The 20,166-nt window shown below is 64.1% G+C and carries 22 protein-coding genes; 14 read left to right on the top strand and 8 right to left on the bottom strand.

What is annotated here, in order from left to right; translation table 11 throughout:
• The first annotated feature begins 8 nt into the window (after positions 1-8).
• Positions 9-458: a TadE/TadG family type IV pilus assembly protein gene (locus Q0030_RS23580; protein ID WP_298372460.1), complete on the top strand. Its 450-nt coding sequence runs from the start codon at positions 9-11 to the stop codon at positions 456-458.
• Complete coding sequence (locus Q0030_RS23575; protein WP_298372175.1) at positions 455-835, top strand: TadE/TadG family type IV pilus assembly protein; 381 nt, start codon at positions 455-457, stop codon at positions 833-835. The genes Q0030_RS23580 and Q0030_RS23575 overlap by 4 nt, the downstream gene beginning before the upstream one ends.
• A 136-nt stretch (positions 836-971) precedes the next feature.
• Here Q0030_RS23575 and Q0030_RS23570 read toward each other — a convergent pair whose 3' ends face one another.
• Positions 972-2,630 (bottom strand): alkaline phosphatase family protein, encoded by a 1,659-nt coding sequence (locus Q0030_RS23570; RefSeq protein ID WP_298372172.1) that lies wholly within the window; start codon positions 2,628-2,630, stop codon positions 972-974.
• Positions 2,631-2,927: 297 nt separating this feature from the next.
• Between Q0030_RS23570 and Q0030_RS23565 the strand changes: the two genes are divergently transcribed.
• From Q0030_RS23565 to Q0030_RS23530, 8 genes are all read left to right on the top strand, one after another.
• Positions 2,928-3,905, top strand: a complete 978-nt coding sequence (locus Q0030_RS23565) for a tripartite tricarboxylate transporter substrate-binding protein (RefSeq protein WP_298372458.1) — start codon at positions 2,928-2,930, stop codon at positions 3,903-3,905.
• 192 nt (positions 3,906-4,097) lie between these two features.
• The gene (gene pstS, locus Q0030_RS23560) at positions 4,098-5,108 is read left to right on the top strand and encodes a phosphate ABC transporter substrate-binding protein PstS (protein ID WP_298372170.1); all 1,011 of its coding nucleotides are present in this window, start codon (positions 4,098-4,100) and stop codon (positions 5,106-5,108) included.
• 199 nt (positions 5,109-5,307) lie between these two features.
• A complete protein-coding gene (locus Q0030_RS23555) occupies positions 5,308-6,033 on the top strand; it encodes a TetR/AcrR family transcriptional regulator (protein WP_298372168.1) in 726 nt (241 codons plus the stop codon).
• A gap of 3 nt (positions 6,034-6,036) precedes the next feature.
• Positions 6,037-6,282, top strand: coding sequence for a hypothetical protein (locus Q0030_RS23550; RefSeq protein ID WP_298372166.1), 246 nt, complete (start codon positions 6,037-6,039; stop codon positions 6,280-6,282).
• A gap of 168 nt (positions 6,283-6,450) precedes the next feature.
• The gene (gene minC, locus Q0030_RS23545) at positions 6,451-7,167 is read left to right on the top strand and encodes a septum site-determining protein MinC (protein WP_298372163.1); all 717 of its coding nucleotides are present in this window, start codon (positions 6,451-6,453) and stop codon (positions 7,165-7,167) included.
• Positions 7,168-7,188: 21 nt separating this feature from the next.
• Positions 7,189-8,004, top strand: coding sequence for a septum site-determining protein MinD (gene minD, locus Q0030_RS23540; RefSeq protein WP_298372160.1), 816 nt, complete (start codon positions 7,189-7,191; stop codon positions 8,002-8,004).
• The gene (gene minE / locus Q0030_RS23535; protein ID WP_298372456.1) at positions 8,004-8,282 is read left to right on the top strand and encodes a cell division topological specificity factor MinE; all 279 of its coding nucleotides are present in this window, start codon (positions 8,004-8,006) and stop codon (positions 8,280-8,282) included. Before minD ends, minE begins: the two co-directional genes overlap by 1 nt.
• Positions 8,279-8,575, top strand: a complete 297-nt coding sequence (locus tag Q0030_RS23530) for a hypothetical protein (protein WP_298372157.1) — start codon at positions 8,279-8,281, stop codon at positions 8,573-8,575. Before minE ends, Q0030_RS23530 begins: the two co-directional genes overlap by 4 nt.
• Positions 8,576-8,696: 121 nt before the next feature.
• Here the strand turns inward: Q0030_RS23530 and Q0030_RS23525 are convergent, their stop codons facing one another.
• The 3 genes from Q0030_RS23525 to Q0030_RS23515 all read right to left on the bottom strand — a co-directional run bounded on the left by Q0030_RS23525 (position 8,697) and on the right by Q0030_RS23515 (position 11,115).
• Entirely contained in the window at positions 8,697-9,548 is an 852-nt protein-coding gene (locus tag Q0030_RS23525) for an NAD-dependent protein deacetylase (protein WP_298372154.1), read from the bottom strand.
• 19 nt (positions 9,549-9,567) lie between these two features.
• Entirely contained in the window at positions 9,568-10,707 is a 1,140-nt protein-coding gene (locus Q0030_RS23520; protein WP_298372151.1) for a LysM peptidoglycan-binding domain-containing protein, read from the bottom strand.
• 201 nt (positions 10,708-10,908) lie between these two features.
• Positions 10,909-11,115 carry a hypothetical protein gene (locus Q0030_RS23515; protein WP_097676551.1) on the bottom strand — a complete coding sequence of 69 codons (207 nt, stop codon included), beginning with the start codon at positions 11,113-11,115 and terminating at the stop codon, positions 10,909-10,911.
• 296 nt (positions 11,116-11,411) lie between these two features.
• Between Q0030_RS23515 and Q0030_RS23510 the strand changes: the two genes are divergently transcribed.
• On the top strand, positions 11,412-11,654 hold the full coding sequence (locus Q0030_RS23510) for a hypothetical protein (protein WP_176534192.1): 243 nt from the start codon (positions 11,412-11,414) through the stop codon (positions 11,652-11,654).
• A gap of 21 nt (positions 11,655-11,675) precedes the next feature.
• Here the strand turns inward: Q0030_RS23510 and Q0030_RS23505 are convergent, their stop codons facing one another.
• Entirely contained in the window at positions 11,676-12,140 is a 465-nt protein-coding gene (locus Q0030_RS23505) for an Lrp/AsnC family transcriptional regulator (protein ID WP_223974605.1), read from the bottom strand.
• A 161-nt stretch (positions 12,141-12,301) separates the two neighbouring features.
• Here Q0030_RS23505 and Q0030_RS23500 point away from each other — a divergent pair, with 161 nt between their 5' ends.
• From Q0030_RS23500 to Q0030_RS23490, 3 genes are all read left to right on the top strand, one after another.
• Entirely contained in the window at positions 12,302-13,315 is a 1,014-nt protein-coding gene (locus tag Q0030_RS23500) for a 1-aminocyclopropane-1-carboxylate deaminase (protein ID WP_298372145.1), read from the top strand.
• A 147-nt stretch (positions 13,316-13,462) separates the two neighbouring features.
• Positions 13,463-13,708: a hypothetical protein gene (locus Q0030_RS23495; RefSeq protein ID WP_298372455.1), complete on the top strand. Its 246-nt coding sequence runs from the start codon at positions 13,463-13,465 to the stop codon at positions 13,706-13,708.
• Between the two features lie 575 nt (positions 13,709-14,283).
• Positions 14,284-14,823, top strand: coding sequence for a hypothetical protein (locus tag Q0030_RS23490; protein ID WP_298372143.1), 540 nt, complete (start codon positions 14,284-14,286; stop codon positions 14,821-14,823).
• A gap of 278 nt (positions 14,824-15,101) precedes the next feature.
• On the opposite strand, the gene Q0030_RS23485 is transcribed toward Q0030_RS23490, so the two are convergent.
• The 3 genes from Q0030_RS23485 to recQ form a co-directional block, all read right to left on the bottom strand.
• Complete coding sequence (locus Q0030_RS23485; protein WP_298372140.1) at positions 15,102-16,046, bottom strand: metallophosphoesterase; 945 nt, start codon at positions 16,044-16,046, stop codon at positions 15,102-15,104.
• 84 nt (positions 16,047-16,130) lie between these two features.
• A complete protein-coding gene (locus Q0030_RS23480; protein ID WP_298372138.1) occupies positions 16,131-17,879 on the bottom strand; it encodes an NAD(P)/FAD-dependent oxidoreductase in 1,749 nt (582 codons plus the stop codon).
• Positions 17,880-18,162: 283 nt separating this feature from the next.
• On the bottom strand, positions 18,163-20,031 hold the full coding sequence (gene recQ / locus Q0030_RS23475; RefSeq protein ID WP_298372137.1) for a DNA helicase RecQ: 1,869 nt from the start codon (positions 20,029-20,031) through the stop codon (positions 18,163-18,165).
• Positions 20,032-20,166 lie beyond the last annotated feature (135 nt).

The following is a 20,166-nucleotide window of genomic DNA, read 5'->3' as shown; positions in this document are numbered from 1 at the left end:
GGCGTCGCATATTTTTCCGACGTAGATTCGGAAATGACACACGCGGTGTCGCGGCGATCGAATTCGGCGTCCTGGTCCCGCTGCTTTCGCTGATGGTGGTTTCTGTGACCGACATCGGCCTTGCGATCTACCGCAAGATGCAGGTGGAGGGCTCGTCGCAAGCAGGCGTCGAATATGCCATCGCGCACGGGTTCGACGCCAATGCGATTTCGACCGCCGTGACGGCCGCGACGAATTCCAATGCGATCAACGCCTCGCCTGTTCCGATCAAGTTTTGCGGGTGTGCGACCAACTCGGGCGTCAGCAGCATGACCTGCGGCGGAACCTGTCCTGGAGGCGGCACGGCGGGTACGTACACCATCGTCTCCGCGCAAGGCAGCTATTCGACCATCATCAACTATCAGATCGTTCCGAACAGCTATGTCATCAGCACGCAGTCGACAGCGAGGCTGCAGTGAAACGCGTATTCTGGCACGACCGGAGCGGGGCATCGGCGCTCGAGTTCGGCCTGATCGCGCCGCTCTTCTTCGCGTTCCTGTTCGGCGTCATCGAGTTCGGGCTGCTGATGTGGACGCAGGTCGGAATGCAACACGCAGTGGCGATCACGGCGCGATGCGCCAGCGTCAATACCGCGCTTTGCCCGACCAGCAATCCGAGCGCGATCGCCACCTACGCTACCCAGCAGGCTTTTGGACTGAGCTTGCCGTCCTCGACGTTCACCTACAGCGCCGCGGCGTGCGGCAGCCAGGTGAGCGCGAACTATCAATTCCAGTTTCCCCAGATCCTCAATCTGGCTCCGTTCACGCTGACGGCCGCGGCCTGCTTTCCCGCCTAGAAGTTCGCCTGCCGAGGTGCGCCGCGAGGACATCGGCGCCCCATGCCCGGGGCGCCGATATGCAGGCGAGACCGTTCGGCTCGCCCGGTCACGATGTGCCGGTGCAAGCCATTCGGTGCGTTGCTCCCTTTGCGCTTTACTTCAGCTTCAGGGCCTCGACACCTTCGTCACGAACCGCCTGGAGGCTGTGCGGATTGAGGTCGAGCGCATGAAGGATCGTCGGCGCGATCTGGGTGGTGTAAGCCGTCTCCTCGACGACCCTCGCATGCTTGATGCGCGGCGACGAGAGCAGCAGCAGGACGTTGCGATCGTCGTTGGAGAAGCCGCCATGCTCGGCGAGCTTGCTGCCGCCGGTGCAGATGACGCCATGATCGGTGATGGCGATGAAGTCCGGCACCCGGCTGTTGTGGAACGGATCCTCGTAGAGCTTGGTCAGTTCGTCGCGGTCGAGCAGCTTCTGGATATGCAGATCGGCGGCGTGGGCGAGAATGTAGGCCTTGGCATCTGCGTAATAGGGATGGCCGGTCGCCGGATTGGTCGCCTGCTGCAGTTCCGGCGACAACCAGACGAGCGCCTCGTCATCGCAAATCTCGAAGCCGTTGGTGCCGAAACCGGGCACCTTGCTGTACAGCGCATCGGAGATCGCCACGCGGTCCTTGACGTCGATCGGCGACTGGCCGTGCTTGGCGCTGACGATGATCAGCGTCGAATCGTAGAGGTTTTGCGCCTTGAGCTCGTTGACGAACTTGCCGAGCGCGTCGTCCACGAACTGGAATTGCAGCGTGAGCGCGTTGCCGGGCGTCGCCTTGCCGTCGGCATAGCCGCCGACGAGGGATTTGTCGGCATCCGCGTGGCCGGCCTTGGCGAGCTTCTGGCCGACGCTGACTGCCTGGAAGTTCATGCCGAAGATCGCGGGCACCGGCTGACGCTGGGCTCGCATGCCGTCATAGCCGTCGATCCAGTTCAACACCGCCTTCACTTTCAGCGAGTCGTAGGAGCGGACACCGGTGTAGCTCGTGGTGTAGTCGTCGCCGGGCTGGGCGCCGGCGTCGATGGTGTCCTGCGAATTGATTTCCGGCGTGAACAGCTCGTCGAGGCCCTTGCCCGACGGACCCGCAAGATCCTCATAGGCTGGATGCTTGTCGGACCAGGCCGTGCGCATTCCGGCTTCCTTGATGACTTCGAAGATCGTGTTGGTGCGCACGTAGTCGTGGGGATAGACCGGCACGCACTGGCCGTTCACCAGCTTGCGCTGCATGTGATCCGGATCGAGCTGCGTGTAGACTTGGCCGAGCGTGCCGCCGGCGGTGTAATCGGCGACCAGCCCGCTGGAATAATTGTAGCTCTTGTCGAGCGCTTCGAAGTTGGTGAGTTCGGTTCCCGCCGGGCTCACGCAACCGGGGTCGTTAAGACCCTGGCTGGTGTAGAAGGCCTTGGCCGGATATTCGGTGCGATCATAGCTGTCGTCATAGAACAGGCCGCCGCCCTTCGGCGTGGCGCCCGTGACCTGCGCGAGCATGCCGGGATAGCTGTCCGATGGCGCGGTGGTGTAGGCGTTCGGATAGACGACGCCCTTTCCGGTGAGCTGGGCGAAGTTGCCGCCGGGGCGGCTTTCGACCCAGCGCTTCAAATCGACGGCGTGCATGCCGTCGACGCTGATCAGCAGGACGTGCTTGTAGCCATGTCGCTGCGAATGGTCGTTGTCATCATCCGCTTGCGCGACGGCGACGCCGCAAGCCAGCATGGCCGCCGCGATCGCGGCGGTTGACAAGAAATAGTCACGAAAGCCACTCATGAGTTCGCCCCTGTATTTTCGGTGTGTCTGGAATCGCCTGCACTGGCCGCGACAACTTGTCGCGGTCAATTGACGGTGGGATGACGCTTTCTTGCGAGTTCGATGACCGTGGTCGGGACGAGCTGCATCCAGGGGGCGCGGGATTTGCCCAATTTTGGCGGCGCGCTGGCCGAGCGACACCGCGCAACGGCAAGCTCCTGCCGTTCAAACACGGACGTCGCGTCTCTGACGTCTGACGCTGGACCGCGCGACGCTGCCGGCTCTATGACAGCATGAGGGGGAACGCGCATGTCCAACATGTCTCGCCGGCCATTCCTGCAACTCGCGCTCGGCGCGGCGACGCTGCCGCTTGCTTCCCGCGGCGCGCGCGCGGAAACGCTTGCGCGCCCCATCACGATGATCGTTCCCTTCGCCGCCGGCGGGCCGACCGATGTGCTGGCGAGGATCATCGCCGAATACATGCGCAATACGCTCGGCCATCCCGTCATCATCGAGAATGTCACCGGCGCCTCCGGCACGGTCGCGGGCCTGCGCGCGTCGCGCGCGGCGCCGGACGGCACCACGATCACGATCGGGCATTGGGGCACGCATTGCCTCAATGGCGCGATCTATCAGCTGCAATATGACGTGCGCGAATTCGCGCCCATTGCACTGATCGCGAGCGGACCGCAGCTCATCATCGGCCGGCCCGATCTGCCGGCGAAGAATCTGAAGGAGCTGACCGTCTGGCTCAAGGCCAATGGCGACAAGGCGACCGCCGGCACCGCTGGCCCGGGTTCGGGCGCGCATGTCGCGGGCGTGTTCTTCCAGCAGCTGACGGCTACCCACTTCTCGTTCGTGCCGTATCGCGGCGCCGGTCCCGCGCTGAACGATCTGATGGCCGGGCATATCGACATCATGTTCGATCAGGCCCCCAACTCGCTGCCGCAGGTGAAGAGCGGGACCGTGAAGGCTTTTGCGGTGACCGCATCATCGCGGCTCGCATCGGCTCCCGATATTCCAACCGTCGATGAAGCCGGATTGCCGGGCCTCTATATCGCGTACTGGCACGGCATCTGGGCGCCGAAGGGTACGCCGGCCGACATCGTGTCTGTTCTGTCGAAGGCGGTGATATCGGCGCTCGCCGAGCCCGTCGTCCGGCAACGCTTCGCGGAACTCGGGCAGGAGATCCCGTCACCGGACAAGCAGACCCCCGCTGCGCTGCGCGACCATCAGGCCGCCGAGGTCGAGAAATGGTGGCCGATCGTCAAGTCGGCCAACATCAAGGCGGAATAACTTTCACCGCGACGCTCCGTGAAACCCAAGGGAACTGCGACAGGCGGTATCCCTTGCCGTTTCGAACTTTTGACGTAGGCCGAAGGTTGGCGGCCATTGTCATCCCATCGTCATGGGCCTCCGAAAAAACGTTGCGGCTGCTTACGAGCGCATCGAGCGCGCGAGACCTCTCGCGTTTCCACGGAGATCAACATGAAATTCGTCAAGACAATCGTGGCCGCCAGTCTGGTGGTTATGGCGACGCCGAGCTTCGCAGCCGACATCACCGGTGCCGGTTCGACATTTATCTTCCCTGTCCTCTCCAAGTGGGCCGACGCCTACAAGAAGGATTCAGGGAGTGGCGTGAATTACCAGTCGATCGGTTCGGGTGCGGGCATCAAGCAGATCGAAGCCAACACCGTGACCTTCGGTGCTACCGACGCGCCGCTGAAGTCCGACCAGCTGCAGAAGGACGGTCTTGCGCAGTGGCCGATGATCATGGGCGCGATCGTTCCGGTGGTGAACCTCGACGGCGTGAAGGCCGGCGATCTGGTTCTCGACGGTCCGACCCTTGCCAACATTTACCTCGGCAAGATCACCAAGTGGGATGACGCCGCGATCAAGAAGCTCAACCCGAAGGCCAAGCTGCCGTCCGAAGCAATCTCGGTGGTGCATCGCGCCGACGGTTCGGGAACGACTTTCAACTTCACCGACTATCTGAGCAAGGTCAGCCCGGACTGGAAGAGCAAGATCGGTTCCGGCACTGCGGTCGAATGGCCGGTCGGCGTCGGCGCCAAGGGCAACGAAGGCGTCGCGGGCAACATCGCGCAGGCCAAGAACTCGATCGGCTATGTCGAGTATGCCTATGCCAAGCAGAACAAGCTGACCTACACCGCGCTGGTCAACAAGGCCGGCAAGACCATTCAGCCGACCAACGAGGCATTCCAGGCTGCCGCCTCGAACGCCGACTGGACCAACGCGCCCGGCTACTACCTGATCCTGACCGACCAGCCGGGCGACAAGTCCTGGCCGATCGTCGCTTCGACGTTCATCCTGTTGCACAAGGATGCGACCGACAAGGCGGCCTCGAAGGAAGCGCTCAAATTCTTCAAGTTCGCCTTCGACAAGGGTGCCAAGAGCGCCGAGGACCTCGACTACATCCCGATGCCCGACAGCGTCGTGAAGCAGATCGAGAAGACCTGGGCTGCTGACGTCAAGAGCTGAGCTGCCCCCTTTCGGATCCGCTCAACGGCATGAAGCCGGCGTCGATTGACGCCGGCTTTTTCTTTGCCGGTTGGCCGCCACGCTCACATTCGCGGCACCTTAGCTATCTATCTGAATTTAATGCGCTTTTAGATCGCGCCCTGAGCTTGAAATGTGGGTTTGCCAATTTATATGTTCGATTGAACATATTTGGTGAGCGATGATCGGAACAACGACTGCCGCCGCGCTGCCGGCCTCCCGGCCCAAGGGACGCCGCAGCAAGGACATGCCCGACGGCCGCCAGGCGCTGCTGATCGCGGCGACCGAGGCCTTCGCGGCTCAAGGCTTCGACGGTGCCGACCTGCGCAGCGTCGCGGCGGCGGCGGGCGTCGCGCCGAACCTCGTGCGCGTCCACTTCGGCAACAAGGCCGCGCTGTGGGAGGCCTGCCTCGACCGCATCGTCGCGCTTGCGATGCCCGTGATGGCGGAGGTGCACGCGATCGCCGTCGACATGAATCGATCGTTGGGCGAGCGCCTGCGTGATCTCATCATTCGCGTCGCCACGTTCTACGCCGCGCATCCGCAGGTGCGGAATTTCGTGGTGCGCCATGGCGCGGAGGCGCCCGAGCGCTCCACGCTGGTGACAGAAAAGCTGCTGCGTCCAGCCTATGAAAGCGCGCGCGAGCTGTTTCAGGCCGGCATCGCGGCCGGCATCATCCGCAGCAGCCATCCGGCGCTGTTCTTCGCGCTGCTCAACGCCGCGCTCAACCAGCCGCCGTCCTTTCCGATGCTGCTCGGCCGGTTCGCGCCCGAGATCGATCCCGCGACCGCGTGGACCGAATTGCTCGACACGACGGTCGCAACGCTTCTGCACCTGCCGCCGTCGCAAGCCGCTGTCGTGACATCCGATCCCGACCGACATTTCAACCTGCCAGTGAGAGAGTGATCCATGAAGCTTCGTCTTGCCCTCGTCCTTCTCGGTGCAACCATCGCGCCCGCCATGGCCCAGTCCGGACCGAACGAATCCATGCAGCGTCAGGCCTGCATGGGTGACGCGGTCCGCCTGTGCGGCGCCTACATTCCGGATCGCGGCCGGATCAGGGATTGCATGGCCGCGCAGGTCGAGCAGCTCAGCCCGTCATGCCGCGCGGTGTTCGATGCGTCGGTGCAGGCCGAGCGATCGCCGCGGCGTTGATTCGAGCCGCCGGTGCCAAATCATGCGTTCAGGCAACAGGTCGCAGCCAGCGACGCTTGCCGGAGGAGCAGCCCTCGCAAATCCGTGAAAACACCACCTTCCGTTAACCTTTGGTTAACCATGCGGTCCGATTGTTAACCATTCGACAAGACAACCGAGTCAGAGGCGATGGACGCAACTCAACAGGTGGCACGTCAGCAGGTCCGCATGCGCGGCCGTTCCTATGTTGCGTTCGTTTTCTCGCCCGTCGTGCCTGTGGTGTCCTGGCTCGCCGAGATCGACGCGACGCTGGGGAAGTCGCCGGGCTTCTTCACCGGCAAGCCTGTGGTGCTCGACCTCTCGGCGGTCGACCTCAGCCAGGCCGCGATCGCGCATCTGGTCGGCAGCCTCGCTGAACGCAACATCCGCATTCTCGGCATCGAGGGTGTCGACGAATCGAAGCTCGGCGCCAACCTGCCGCCGCTTCTGACCGGCGGCCGCGCCTGCGCGATCACCCATGTCGAGCCGAAGACGCCGCCGGCGCAGGAAAAAAGCAAGGACAAGGACAAGACCAAGCTGCCGTCGCTGCTGCTGGAGAGCCCGGTGCGTTCCGGCCAATCGATCGTGTTTGCCGAGGGCGATGTCACCGTGCTCGGCTCGGTCGGCTCCGGCGCCGAGATCGTCGCAGGCGGCTCGATCCATGTCTACGGCACGCTGCGCGGCCGCGCGATGGCCGGCATCAATGGCAATTCGGCGGCGCGGATCTTCTGCCAGAGGATCGAGGCCGAACTGCTCGCCATCGACGGCTACTACCAGACCGCGGATGAAATCGACGACGGCTTGCGCAACCGGCCCGCCCAGGCGTGGCTCGAGGGCGAAATGCTGCGCATCACAGCTTTGAACTGATCGACCACAAGGAGAGAGAGAATGGCCAAGGTATTGGTCGTGACGTCTGGGAAGGGCGGGGTCGGCAAGACGACCTCAACCGCCGCGCTTGGCGCGGCGCTCGCGCAAATGGGACAGAACGTCGTCGTCATCGATTTCGACGTCGGCTTGCGCAACCTCGATCTGGTGATGGGCGCGGAACGGCGGGTCGTGTTCGACCTGATTAACGTGGTGCAGGGTGTCGCCAAGCTGCCGCAAGCCCTGATCCGCGACAAGCGGATGGAAAATCTCTGGCTGCTGCCGGCGTCGCAGACCCGCGACAAGGACGCGCTGACCGAAGAGGGCGTCAAGCGCGTGATCGCAGACCTCAAGACCAAGTTCGACTGGATCCTGTGCGACAGCCCGGCCGGCATCGAACGCGGCGCGACGCTCGCGATGCGCTATGCCGACGAGGCCATCATCGTCACCAATCCGGAAGTGTCGTCGGTGCGCGATTCCGACCGCATCATCGGCATGCTGGATTCCAAGACCGCCCGCGCCGAGCGCGGCGAGCGGGTCGAGAAGCATCTTTTGGTCACCCGTTATGATGCCGGCCGCGCCGCGCGCGGCGAGATGCTGTCGATCAACGATATCCTGGAAATCCTTGCCACACCGCTGCTCGGCATCGTCCCGGAGAGCCAGGACGTGCTGCGCGCATCCAATGTCGGCTGCCCGGTCACGCTGAACGCTGCGAACAGTGCGCCGGCGCGGGCCTATACCGACGCGGTGCGGCGCCTGATGGGCGAGGCGGTGGAGATGACCGTGCCGGTCGAGCGCAAGGGGCTGATGGACCGGCTGCTGCGACGGAGGGCGGCATGATGAACGTATTGCGGCTGTTCGGCGGCCGCTCTGCATCGGCGCCCGTCGCGCGGGAGCGGTTGCAGATCCTGCTGTCGCATGAGCGCGGCCGGACCGGCGCGCCGGACCTTCTGGAGATGCTCCGCTCGGAAATCCTGGGCGTGGTCTCCAAGCATATCGACGTCGACCCCGACAAGGTCGTGGTCAAGATGGATCGCGGCAAGTTCGTCTCGATGCTGGAAGTCGACATCGAGGTTCCCAACGGCGTGCAACGATCAAAGATGGTGGCGGCCACATGACAGCAGACAGCGACAGTCACATCGCCTGGCAGCGCGCGCAGCTCAAGAAGCTGCGTGCGGCGTTGAAGGCGATCGAGGCCGATCAGCTCGGCAAGGCCAATTGCGGCCGCGCGACTCAGATGACGATCGACGAATTGCAGCGCAAGATCGGCGAATCCGGCCGCTGCATCGCCGAGTACGAGCGCCGCACCCGCCGTCCGCTGGCAACGGACCGGGGCAGCCTCGCCAGCGTCAGCTGGACGCACTGGAACGCCAACATGCCGATGGCCAAGTCGCAGCGCCATCGCGCGTGACGGGATAATCTATCTCGTCGTCATTGCGAGGAGCGACAGCGACGAAGCAATCCATGCTTCAACGTGTGCGGCACGATGGATTGCTTCGCTTCGCTCGCAATGACGTGGAGAGAGCGGCGCGCTACAACAAAAACGCCAGCGCGGTCTCGCAACTATCCTCGATCTTGAGCGTGAGCAGATCGTCAGCGCGGGTGCGGCCCAGATTGACGGCGGCGATCGGCAAACCGCGATGCTCCGCCATGCGGACGAAGCGAAAGCCGGAATAGACCATCAGCGAGGAGCCGACGATCAGAAGAGCGTCGGCCTGCTCAAGATGCGCCTGCGCCGACGCGACGGTATCGCGCGGCACGTTCTCGCCGAAGAACACCACGTCGGGTTTCAGCACGCCGCCGCAGGCCTCGCAGGCCGGCACCACGAACGACGAAAAATCCTGCTCGAGGTCGGCATCGCCGTCGGGCGCGTCAACGGCATCGAGCGTGAGCCAGGCCGGATTCAGCCGCGCCAGCTCGCCCTGAAACTGCTCGCGCGGCATCGTCGCGCCGCAGCCGAGGCAACGGACGACATCGAGCCGGCCGTGCAGGTCGATCACGCGCTGGCTGCCTGCCGCCTGGTGAAGGCGGTCGACATTCTGGGTCAAGAGCAGCTCGCAGCGGCCTTGTTGTTCGAGCTTGGCCAGTGCGCGATGCGCACCATTCGGCGTCGCGCGGCCGAACCGCCGCCAGCCGACCATGCTGCGCGCCCAGTAGCGCTGCCGCGTCGCCGCTTCGCCCAGGAATGCCTGGATCGTCACCGGCCGCGTCCGCTTCCAGTTGCCGTCGCTGTCGCGATAATCGGGAATGCCGGAATTGGTGCTGCAGCCGGCCCCGGTCAGGACAAACAGGCGCTGGTGGCCGGCGACGAAATCCTCAAGGGCGGGGTGCTGCATGGCAGCACATCTAGTGTGGCGCGCGCCCTCGCGCCAGACCTGCCACACTGCTGGCAGAATGCCGGCCTCAACGAGTCGGCAGGACGAACACCTGGCCGGGATAGATCAAATTGGGGTTGCGGATCTGCCGCATGTTGGCCCGATAGATCACTGCGTAGCGCTGCCCGGCGCCCAATGCGCGCTGGCTGATCCGCCACAGGCTGTCGCCGCGGGCGACGGTCGTCGTGGTGATCTTCGGCACGATCACGGTGGAAGGTGAGCTCACTGCGGCGGTGGTTGCCGCCGCGAGCTGCGGCGCGGTTACATCCGTGCGGGCGGACGACGCCACAGACGCCGCGATCGATGCGGTCGTCGTCGTGTCCGGAACGTCGAACGGCACCTCGGCACGCGCGCGGACCTTGCCGGAGCCGGGGTCGACCTCGTCGAGCCGGATCCGATAATCGCCGGTCGTTACGCCCTTGTTGATCGTGACCGAGAGGTGCCCCGCCGCGTCGGCAGTCGCGGATGTGATCAAGCTGTCGTTGAGATAGAGCCTGACGGTCGCACCGGGAGTTGCCTGAGCACTCACATGGAGTTTGCCGCCCGGTTCGGTCTGGACGGCCTCGACAGCCACCTTCCCGGCCGCCGGCGTCGTGGCCGCGGGTTGCGACAGCACGCGGATCGGCTTGTCCGGCGCCATCAGCGCCACCATTGGCCGCTCGCTGGCCGCAGCGTCGAGCGCCACTGCCACGCTCTGCTTGGAGGTTACAGGCTTGCCGTCACGCGTGATGCGCAGGGTGAGGTCGTAGTTTCCCGGCGGAAGCGGGCGCGGCACCATCACGAACTGGCCGGACTTGTCCGCCACGGCGCGATCGTGCACCTCGCCATTGCGCAGCAATTCCACTGTCGCGCCAGGGAGCGCTCGGCCCGCGACAACGGTCGCGCCGGTCGGCTCGATGTTCACAACGTCGAATTCCGGCACCGCGTTGCTGTCCGGTGTTGGCGACGGTCCTACCAACGCGTTGGACAGCGCCGCGGTCTCGGTCTGCGCCTTTGCCAGCGCAGTCTTGTCCTGGTCTTGCGCGGGCGCGGATGGCGCCGCTGCCATCAAGCGCGTGTTCGTGCCCAGGATCTGCTGGGTTTGGTGAATGCCGAAGACGAGCGCGGCTGTGCCGCCGGCCGCAAGTGCCAGCAACGGTATGGCCAGTCTCATCGCCGTGACGTTCATGACTGTCATCCCCGGATGAATCTACCCGCGCAGCCGCGCGCGTGACCCTGCAGCCCTGTGGGGAGTCCGGGAGAGACTGCGCCGATTTGTGCGGCCCATCAAGTCGAATGAAAGGACTACTCCTCTCGGACAGCCCGCCGGAGCTACAACGGCCGCGCCGCGGCAGGTGGCCTGCGCCGATTTTCGGCGGCGGCGCATTGCCTATTGCGAATACGACAGCTGTTCTTCCGTCACCACGCGCTCGATATTGCCCGCCTTGCTCCTGATCCGGTATCGAAGCCGCCCGTCTGCTTCAATCGGCATGCGTTGCACGATGGTGTAGACCGCCGGCTCATCGGCCTCGGCTCGACCTTGCGGCCCCTGGGCCCGGTGGCGAACGTCTTCATTCAGCTTGTAGGCATATGACATCTGTCCACCTCTGCAGTTGGGGGTGCTCTCACGCAGGACTGTGCTGTGACGCAATGGAGCTGTGGCTTCCCGTACGGACGCGACTTGCTGCTTCGATAGGCCGCGCCAGGCCTCTCCAGAGTCCGCAGGAGCACGTTAGTCACATTGACCGAATACGCCGCAAATAGCCACCGAATAGTCGCCCTCGACGAAGGATGCGTAAGGGCGTTGGAACGGTTCCCGGCCGTTTGCGGCCTCAATTGCCATTTGATCTCCGCAGGCAGATGCTGCCAGCCAGGGGTACAAGGGAGAGCAACATGAGCAAGGCAGGTCTCGACCACCGGCATCCCAACAAGGACGGCGAAATCAGCGGCAAGCACGGAAATACGCTGCTGCGCACCTTGCGCAAGGTTTACGGGCCCGGTTTCGCGGCGGGTTATCCCGAAACCGAGAAGCTGAGCGATGTCCTGGCTGCGCTGAACGAGACCTCGCTGAGCCAACTCCGTCGCGATCATCAGACCGGCCATCTCGCGCACAAGATCGCCAAAGCTTCGAAATAGGTTGCCGGGCGGGGCCGCAGCTCAGAACTCCAGCGCCGCATTGTCCACCACCTCCTTCATCACGAAGAAGGTGCGGGTCTGCCGCACGCCGGGCAGCGCGATCAGCTGGTCGCCATGGATGCGGTTGAAATCCTCCATGTCGCCGGCGCGGATCTTGAGGAAGTAATCGAAGTCGCCGGCGACGAGGTGGCAGTCGAGCACGCATTTGAGTTTCGCCACCGCCTGCTCGAAGCTCGCAAAGCTCTCCGGCGTCGAGCGGTCGAGCACGACGCCGACCATCACCAGCGTGCCCATGCCGACCTTGCGCGGCGCCACCATGGCCCGGACGCCGCTGAGAAAGCCCTCGTCGAACAGCGCCTGGGTCCGGCGATGGCAGGTGGCAGGGCTGACGCCGACCTGATCGGCCAGCTCGGCGTTGCTCAGCCGGCCGTTCTTTTGCAGCAATCTCAACATCTTGAGGTCGATGCGGTCGAGCCGGGCGGACATGGAAGAATCTCTCACTGCTAGCCAGTAATGTGAGAGAAAACATATCATATGGCACAAATTCAGCAATCTTCGACGATCAGGTAGCCTGACTTAGAGAGCACCTTTCGCAGCTGGAGTGATAGTTCTGGCCGCCGTTCCAGACCACCAAAGAGGATGCCAGTATGCTGGAGAAGTTCGCGCGCTATCCGCTCACATTCGGGCCGACCGCCATCGAGAAGCTCGATCGGCTGTCAAAGCATCTCGGCGGCAAGGTCGAGCTCTATGCCAAGCGCGAGGATTGCAATTCCGGGCTCGCCTTCGGCGGCAACAAGTTGCGCAAGCTCGAATACATCATCCCCGACGCGATCGCCTCCAACGCCGACACGCTGGTCTCGATCGGCGGCGTGCAGTCCAACCACACCCGCATGGTTGCAGCGGTCGCGGCCAAGATCGGCATGAAGTGCCGGCTGGTGCAGGAAAGCTGGGTGCCGCATGAGGACGCAGTCTACGACCGCGTCGGCAACATCCTGCTCTCGCGGGTGATGGGCGCGGATGTGCGCCTGGTCGACGAAGGTTTTGACATCGGCATTCGCAAGAGCTGGGAGCAGGCGATCGAGGAGGTGAAGGCGGCGGGCGGCAAGCCTTACGCCATTCCCGCGGGCGCCTCCGTGCACAAATATGGTGGGCTCGGCTATGTCGGCTTTGCCGAAGAGGTGCGCGCGCAGGAGCGCCAGCTCGGCGTCAAGTTCGACTACATCATCGTCTGCACGGTGACCGGCTCGACCCACGCCGGCATGCTGGTCGGCTTCGCGGCCGACGGGCGCGCGCGCAACGTGATCGGCATCGACGGTTCGTTCACGCCCGCGCAGACCAAGGCGCAGGTGCTGTCGATCGCGCAGAACACTGCAAATCTGGTCGAGCTCGGCCGCGACATCGTCGAGGATGATGTCGTGCTGATCGAGGACTACGCCTATCCCGCCTATGGCGTTCCGTCGGAAGAGACCAAGGCGGCGATCCGCCTCAGCGCGCGGCTGGAAGGCATGATCACCGACCCCGTCTACGAGGGGAAGTCGATGCAGGGCATGATCGATCTGGTGCAGAAGGGTTTCTTCCCGGCCGGATCGAAGGTGCTCTACGCCCATCTCGGCGGCGCGCCGGCGCTCAACGGCTACGCCTACGCGTTCAGGAACGGCTGAGGCAGGCGGCGCTTCGTAGCCCGGATTTCGCTTTGCTGCATCCGGGCTACAGGTCCCTACAGGTCCCGTCCGTCCTGCGTCAGGTCGGCGTCAGCTTCTCCCGATATCCTGCTCAGGCCGGGCGAGTCGGGAGACCTTCGCGTGAGGATGATGAACGTGGCCGGCCGAGCCATCGCCGCGCTCGGCGTCGGCATCGTCGCGGTGGGACATTGGTTTTGGGCTTGCCAGAGCCATGGTCATACGGCGCGCGCTCGCCTGCTGGCGATGAACAGCGAGATCGAGCTCTATGCCGGCATTTTCCTGATCGGCGTCGGCGTGCATGCCTTCGCATCCCGCTATTGGTTCAGCGATCCAAATCCGCCGGCGCAGTCTTCGGTTCGGGAGCCGCAATAGCGTCCGCCCGGCGCGGCAATGCCGAGACGTCGGAGAAGAACCCGGCTGCCGTCGCTCTAGCTTGTCGCGGAGGCCAAGGGCGGCAAGGCCACAGCTGAAAAGTATCCCCAGAACAGCGAGCGGAAATCGCTAGGAATGCAGCGCGGCGTGATTCTTAACTAATTGTAAACAATTAGGTTTTGACTCTGAGGCTAAGGCATTGGATTCGCAGCAGGAATCGCTAATTTCAGTTTGACTTTCACCCGAGAAAACCTTACATACAGAAAAAGGGGCGGATTTCTCCGCCCCCGGTAGTCGGGCATATTCCGAGCCTCGGCTGGAGACGGGTGGCAGCCCTCTCCATTTCTCTGCCGAAGCACAGGTAGAACGACACGACTTCCTCGATCTTCTCCCGGCGTCTAGCTACGCTGGTTGGTGTCAGAGCCACACACGGCCACCCGAGCGGGTGGCCGTAGTCGTTTCCGGAGTAGGAATCGACTGCGTACAGCTAATCACGATTCAGCCCCGCATACAACGCCCTTGAATGCTCCGTCTGCGCGTTATACCATCTGTATCAGAACACAGGAGGAACATCCGTGGCTGATACCGCGCTACAGAACGCTGAGAAGCGGCGAGACGAGATCGCGGCCACCATCAATCAATTACAAGCACAGATCGAAGAAAAACGTAAGGAATTAGAGAGGGTTAATGCATTTATCGCAGACTACGCAGTGTTCCAATCGTACCCCCCAGGGCTACCGCTCGAACTTCAGAAAACTCCCTCACCAGCGCCACGCCTTCGGCTGCTCAACCCACCGCGCCACATGGTTGGGGATAAGGCGGAAAAGGTTCTACTTCAAAACGGCCGCCCGATGACTCGCGAAGAGCTATTCAAGGCGGTCACGCGGGATGGGATGAGAATCCAGGGGAAAGACCCCGAGATGGTGTTCAGTACGATGCTCTGGCGCATGCAGGATCGGTTCGTGCGGCTCCGGCCGCATGGTTATTGGCTGACCGGGAAGCCGTGCGCGGCAGTTGGTTACCTTCCATCTCCTCCTGTATCGGCGCCCGCGTCCGAGCCCGAGAAACCTCAGCTTTGGCCGTGGGATAAGCCGAAGCCAGATACAGCAGACTAATCCGGGCGCGCTATGGTTAATGGAATCTTCCGTGCATAACCATTCAAGCGCCTTGCATTGCATTCTGGGGCGCGAACAAGTTGTCCAGAAGGAAGGTCGTGCTCGTATCCTCTGCCCCCCTGTATGAAGGCAGTTCTATTCGCGATCGCATGTGGCTAACGGCCACAAGTTTTCCCTGCGAAGGTCCGGGCAACTCGCCGGCTACTTTGCATGGGGTTGTTTTCGATATTTTGGCAATGCGCGCCTGCGCCTGCCACGTACGGCAGGGGTATCAGAGCTCAGCCGCCGAGCCGCCGCAGCGTATGCACCGTGATCTCGGCCGGGCAGTTGAGCCGCACCGGCGCCAGGCTGGTGCCGGCGCCGGTTGATGTGTAGCCGGCAAGCGTCTGGAAGCGCCAGGCGCCCCTGCCCATCCTGCGCGGCAGCCGCGCCTCCAGCTTGATCGCGATGCCGCCGGGCAGGCAAAGCTGGCCGCCATGGGTATGGCCGCTCAGCATCAGGTCGAAGCCGGCCGCTGCCGCCTCGCGATAGGATTCCGGCGTATGCGCGAGCAGGATCGAGAACGCATCGCGCGGGATCGCCGCGGCAGCCTTTGCAATGTCGTCGGTGCGATAGAAATGCGCATCGTCGATGCCGGCGAGATGGATCGTCGCGCCATCGCGCGCGATTGGCTCCTGCTCGTTGAACAGCATCCTGATGCCCATCGCCTCCAGCGCCGGCGTCATGCGGATGCTGTCGTGATTGCCGAGGATGCCGTAGAGCGGCAGCTTGATCCGCGCGCAGAGATCCTTCATCAGCGCGAGGCTGGTTTCGAACGAGCCAAAGGTCTTGCCGCGATAATCGCCGGTCAGGACGCAGATGTCGCAGGCGATGTAGCGCACGATGTCAGCCAGATGCCGCATCGCGCCCTGGCTGATGTCGGCGTGGAGGTCGCTGAGATGAAGGATGGTGAAGCCGTCGAAGGCCGCCGGCAGGCGCGTCGACGTCACCAGATTGCGCCGCACCTCGACCCGGTCGGCGTTGCGGCGCGCGCGGCCATGGAGGCCGGCGACCTTCAGCGCGGTCTCGACGACCCACGGCGCCAGCTTCCAGTTCTCGACATTGAACAGCAGTGTGCCCTGGCCGAACAGCTGCTTCTCGTGCGCGGCCTCGATCCCAAGCCGGCGCACGACGTGATCTGCGCCGATCCGCTCGACCAATCCCTGCAATGCCGTGTCGGCCATCGTCCCCCGTGCGGCCCGCGATGCGAAACGCGAACCCGGCACGACACTATCATGCGCAATGCCGGTGCGGGATACCGCCGGAGCTCAGACCATGGGGACGCGCCTGGCGGCGACTGCGGCCGGCGAGATCACCTCGATGTCGAGCGGCACTTGCCAGCGCTCGGTGAAGCGGACCTGCGGCGGCGCGTTGCCTTTGGGCGCACCCTGCAGCACGAAGCCGTCATAGCCCGAATTCATCACCTCATTGCATTTCTGCACATAGATCGGGAAGCCGCCAATATAGGGCATGAACACGCGGGGACGGCCCGGGATGTTGGCGCCGACATACCAGGAGCTGCAGGTCGAGCGCAGCGATACCGTGGAGACGTCGTTGACATGGGCGACCCAGGCGTCCTCATCGTCGCGGACCGCTTCGATCGTGCCGGCGCCGATGTCGCGCATGTGGCTGATGCAATCTGCCAGCCAGTCGACATGCTGCTCGATCGCCTGGATCATGCTCGCGAGCACCGACGGGCTGCCGGGCCCGGTGATCATGAACAGGTTCGGAAATCCCTCCGAGGCGAGGCCGAGATAGGCGCGCGGACCGGCCCGCCATTTTTCCGCGAGCGTCTGGCCGCCGCGGCCGGTGATCGCGATCTTGTCGAACGAGCCGGTCATGGCGGCAAAGCCGGTGGCCGAGACGATCGCATCGAATTTGTATTCGGTGTCGTCGACCACGATGCCGTCGGTGGTGAAGCCCTCGATCGGCGTCTTCGACACGTCGACCAGCTTCACATGCGGCAGGTTGTAGGTCTCGAAGTAGTTGGTGTCGACGCAGAGCCGCTTGCAGCCGAACACGTTTCGAGGGCACAGCAGCTCGGCAGTGGCGGGATCCTTGACGATGCCGCGGATCTTCTCGCGCGCGAAGTCGGCGATGGTGTCGTTGGCGGCCTTCTCGAACAAGAGGTCGCCGAACGCGCCGAGGAAGGGCAGGCCGCCGCGTTGCCAGGCTTCCTCATAGAGCCGCTCGCGTTCGTGCTCGCTTGCCTGCAATGCGGGCTGGGCGTTGAACTGAAAGTAGAAGCCGGTCGGGCGTGCGCGGGCTTTCGCGCGCAGCTCCGGATAATGCGCCTTGGCTTCCTTCAGATATTCCGCCGACAGCTGCTCGTTCCATGCCGGGACCGACCAAGTCGCGGTGCGCTGGAACACGGTGAGCTCGGACGCCTGCTGCGCGATGATCGGGATCGACTGGATCGCGGACGATCCGGTGCCGATGACGCCGACGCGCAGGCCGGTGAAGTCGACTCCTTCATGCGGCCATTCGCCGGTGTGATAGATCGGCCCGCGGAAATCCGCCATGCCGGGGAAAGCGGGCCGGTTCGGCGCCGACAGGCAGCCGACCGCCATGATGCAGAACTTGGCGGTGACCTTATCGCCGCGGTTGGTTTCGATCAGCCAGTTCCCTGCCTGCTCATCGAAGGTCGCTGCGGTGACACGGGTGTCGAACACGATCTGGCTGCGCAGGTCGAAGCGGTCGGCGACGTGGTTGGCGTAAGCGAGAATTTCGGGCTGCGGAGAATATTTCTCCGACCAGCTCCAGTCCTGATCGAGTTCCTCGGAGAACGAGAAGGAGTATTGCAGGCTCTCGACGTCGCAGCGCGCGCCCGGATACCGATTCCAGTACCAGGTGCCGCCGACGCCGCCGCCGGCCTCATAGACCCGTGCCGTGAAGCCGAGCCCGCGCAGCCGATGCAGCATGTACATGCCGGCGAACCCGGCGCCGATCACCACGGCGTCGAACGTTCCACTTTCGGCAGGGCGCGCAGCTTTGCGCGCGGTGCTCTCCTGAGCCATGGCCCGTCTCTTCCCTATATCTTGTCGTTAAGTCTTGTCGTTAAGCCTTGGCCGCGCCTCGTTGGACGCGACGACCGAAAGATTAGGGCGAGGGCGGCGCGGCCCGCAAGCACATGCGTTGCCGCGCCGGGTATGGCTCCTATGCCGCGGCGCCGAGGGCTGCGGTACCCGGGGCAGGTTGGGCGATGCAGCCGGGGATTGTGTGGACCTGCACGGCCCCGGCGGAGCGTGTGACCGCAGTCAATGCAGTACGCTTGGACTGGTTTAAGGCTCGGCGCGTAGTTCAGCCGTCGTTGGACTTCACGATCCGGATCAGCTCGTCGCCGTAATGCTCGAGCTTCTTGTCGCCGATCCCGGCGATGTTGCGCAGTTCGTCCAGGGTGTCCGGACGCATCGCGGCGATGCCGTCGATAGTCGAATCGTGCAGTACCACATAGGCCGGCACACCGCGCTGCCGCGCGACCTCCGAACGCCACGCGCGCAGCGCCGCATGCAGCGCGGGGCTGGCGATCCCGCCGGGGCTGTCGGCCGCGGGCGCGAGCTCGCCGCGGCGCGACTTGCTGCGCACCGCGCGGTTGCGCGCACCTTCCGGCTGCTCGCGCAGCATCACCGCGGTCTCGCCTTTCAAGACGCCGCGGGCGCTGTCGGTCAGCTTCAGCGCGCCGAAGGCGTCGCTGTCGGCGCGCAGATGGCCCATCGCCACCAGCTGGCGCAGCACCGCACGCCATTGCTTCTCATTGAGCTCGCGGCCGATGCCAAACACCGACAATTGGTCGTGATTGAACTGCTTGACGCGTTCGGTCAGTCGCCCGACCAGCACGTCGATCAGGTGCATGGCGCCAAAGCGCTGCCCGGTGCGATAGACGCAGGACAACAGCTTCTGTGCGAGCACCTTGCCGTCGCGGACACGCGGCGGCGTCAGGCAGTTGTCGCAATTGCCGCAGCTTTCGTCGGTGCGGGTCTCGCCGAAATAGCCGAGCAGGCGCTGGCGCCGGCAATGCACGGTTTCGGCGAGCGCAACCAGCGCGTCGAGCTTGCCGATCGAGACGCGCTTGAAGGCATCGGAGCCGGTCGATTCGTCGATCATGCGGCGCTGCTGCACGATGTCGGAGAGGCCGTAAGCCATCCACGCGGCCGACGGCTTGCCGTCACGGCCGGCGCGACCGGTCTCCTGGTAGTAGGCCTCGATGCTCTTCGGCAAATCGAGATGCGCGACGAAGCGCACGTCCGGCTTGTCGATTCCCATGCCGAACGCGATCGTCGCGACGATCACGATGCCGTCCTCATTGAGGAAGCGGTCCTGATGCCGGGCACGCACGCTTGCGTCGAGCCCGGCGTGATAGGGCAGCGCGGGAATGCCGGCCTCGCTCAGCGACGCCGCGACGTCCTCGACCTTGGCGCGCGACAGGCAATAGACCACGCCGGCGTCGCCGGCATGCCGCTCCTTGATGAAGTTCTTCAGCTGCGTGGTGGCGTTCTGCTTGTCGACGATCTCGTAGCGGATGTTGGGGCGGTCGAAGCTTGCGACGAACTCCGGCGCGTCGGCGAGTGACAGCCGCTCGGCGATCTCCTTTCGCGTCAGCGCGTCCGCGGTCGCCGTCAGCGCGATGCGCGGTACTTTGGGGAAGCGCTCGGCGAGCGCGGACAGGCCAATATATTCGGGACGGAAGTCATGGCCCCATTGCGAGACGCAATGCGCCTCGTCGATCGCAAACAGCGCGATCTGCGCCTGGCCGAGCAGATTGAGACAGCGCGGCGTCAGCAGTCGTTCCGGCGCGACATAGAGCAGATCGAGATCGCCGGCGAGCAGCCGCCGCTCGACCTCGGACGCTTCCTGATAGGACAGCGTCGAGTTCAAGACCGTGGCGTTGACGCCGGCCTCGGTGAGGCCCGCGACCTGGTCGCGCATCAGCGCGATCAAGGGCGACACCACGATGCCGCAGCCGTCGCGCAGCAGCGATGGCAGCTGGTAGCACAGCGACTTGCCGCCGCCGGTCGGCATCAGCACCAGGCAATTGCCGCCATCGGTGACGTGGCGGACGATCTTCTCCTGCGCGCCGCGGAAGCCCGACAGGCCGAATACGGAACTGAGCACGGATCGTGCGTCGCGGGGCGAAGCGGATGCATGATCGAGGGCGGGCTGGGCGGTCATGATCCCTTGCGCGGGGCGATTCGAGTTCCCGGGTCGAACGATTCCGGAACGAAACGAGTTAATACACCGTCCTGCGATAAACTCAATTCAGGCAATGGCTGCTTGTCATCGCACACGCCGTACGATCGGCTGAAT

The organism is uncultured Bradyrhizobium sp., assembly GCF_947648125.1.
Lineage (GTDB): Bacteria > Pseudomonadota > Alphaproteobacteria > Rhizobiales > Xanthobacteraceae > Bradyrhizobium.
The sequence above is the reverse complement of the archived record's forward strand: the minus strand, read 5'-3'. Positions and strand labels throughout refer to the sequence as shown.

What these genes read in the sequence shown, in the direction of transcription:
- Q0030_RS23565 (WP_298372458.1), top strand. Translation starts at nt 2,928, where the DNA reads ATGTCTCGCCGGCCATTCCTGCAACTCGCGCTCGGCGCGGCGACGCTG.
- Q0030_RS23515 (WP_097676551.1), bottom strand. Translation starts at nt 11,115, where the DNA reads ATGTCATATGCCTACAAGCTGAATGAAGACGTTCGCCACCGGGCCCAG.
- Q0030_RS23555 (WP_298372168.1), top strand. Translation starts at nt 5,308, where the DNA reads ATGATCGGAACAACGACTGCCGCCGCGCTGCCGGCCTCCCGGCCCAAG.
- Q0030_RS23500 (WP_298372145.1), top strand. Translation starts at nt 12,302, where the DNA reads ATGCTGGAGAAGTTCGCGCGCTATCCGCTCACATTCGGGCCGACCGCC.
- pstS (WP_298372170.1), top strand. Translation starts at nt 4,098, where the DNA reads ATGAAATTCGTCAAGACAATCGTGGCCGCCAGTCTGGTGGTTATGGCG.
- minE (WP_298372456.1), top strand. Translation starts at nt 8,004, where the DNA reads ATGAACGTATTGCGGCTGTTCGGCGGCCGCTCTGCATCGGCGCCCGTC.
- Q0030_RS23530 (WP_298372157.1), top strand. Translation starts at nt 8,279, where the DNA reads ATGACAGCAGACAGCGACAGTCACATCGCCTGGCAGCGCGCGCAGCTC.
- Q0030_RS23520 (WP_298372151.1), bottom strand. Translation starts at nt 10,707, where the DNA reads ATGAACGTCACGGCGATGAGACTGGCCATACCGTTGCTGGCACTTGCG.
- recQ (WP_298372137.1), bottom strand. Translation starts at nt 20,031, where the DNA reads ATGACCGCCCAGCCCGCCCTCGATCATGCATCCGCTTCGCCCCGCGAC.
- Q0030_RS23550 (WP_298372166.1), top strand. Translation starts at nt 6,037, where the DNA reads ATGAAGCTTCGTCTTGCCCTCGTCCTTCTCGGTGCAACCATCGCGCCC.
- Q0030_RS23505 (WP_223974605.1), bottom strand. Translation starts at nt 12,140, where the DNA reads ATGTCCGCCCGGCTCGACCGCATCGACCTCAAGATGTTGAGATTGCTG.
- Q0030_RS23485 (WP_298372140.1), bottom strand. Translation starts at nt 16,046, where the DNA reads ATGGCCGACACGGCATTGCAGGGATTGGTCGAGCGGATCGGCGCAGAT.
- Q0030_RS23480 (WP_298372138.1), bottom strand. Translation starts at nt 17,879, where the DNA reads ATGGCTCAGGAGAGCACCGCGCGCAAAGCTGCGCGCCCTGCCGAAAGT.
- minC (WP_298372163.1), top strand. Translation starts at nt 6,451, where the DNA reads ATGGACGCAACTCAACAGGTGGCACGTCAGCAGGTCCGCATGCGCGGC.
- Q0030_RS23510 (WP_176534192.1), top strand. Translation starts at nt 11,412, where the DNA reads ATGAGCAAGGCAGGTCTCGACCACCGGCATCCCAACAAGGACGGCGAA.
- Q0030_RS23495 (WP_298372455.1), top strand. Translation starts at nt 13,463, where the DNA reads ATGATGAACGTGGCCGGCCGAGCCATCGCCGCGCTCGGCGTCGGCATC.
- Q0030_RS23570 (WP_298372172.1), bottom strand. Translation starts at nt 2,630, where the DNA reads ATGAGTGGCTTTCGTGACTATTTCTTGTCAACCGCCGCGATCGCGGCG.
- minD (WP_298372160.1), top strand. Translation starts at nt 7,189, where the DNA reads ATGGCCAAGGTATTGGTCGTGACGTCTGGGAAGGGCGGGGTCGGCAAG.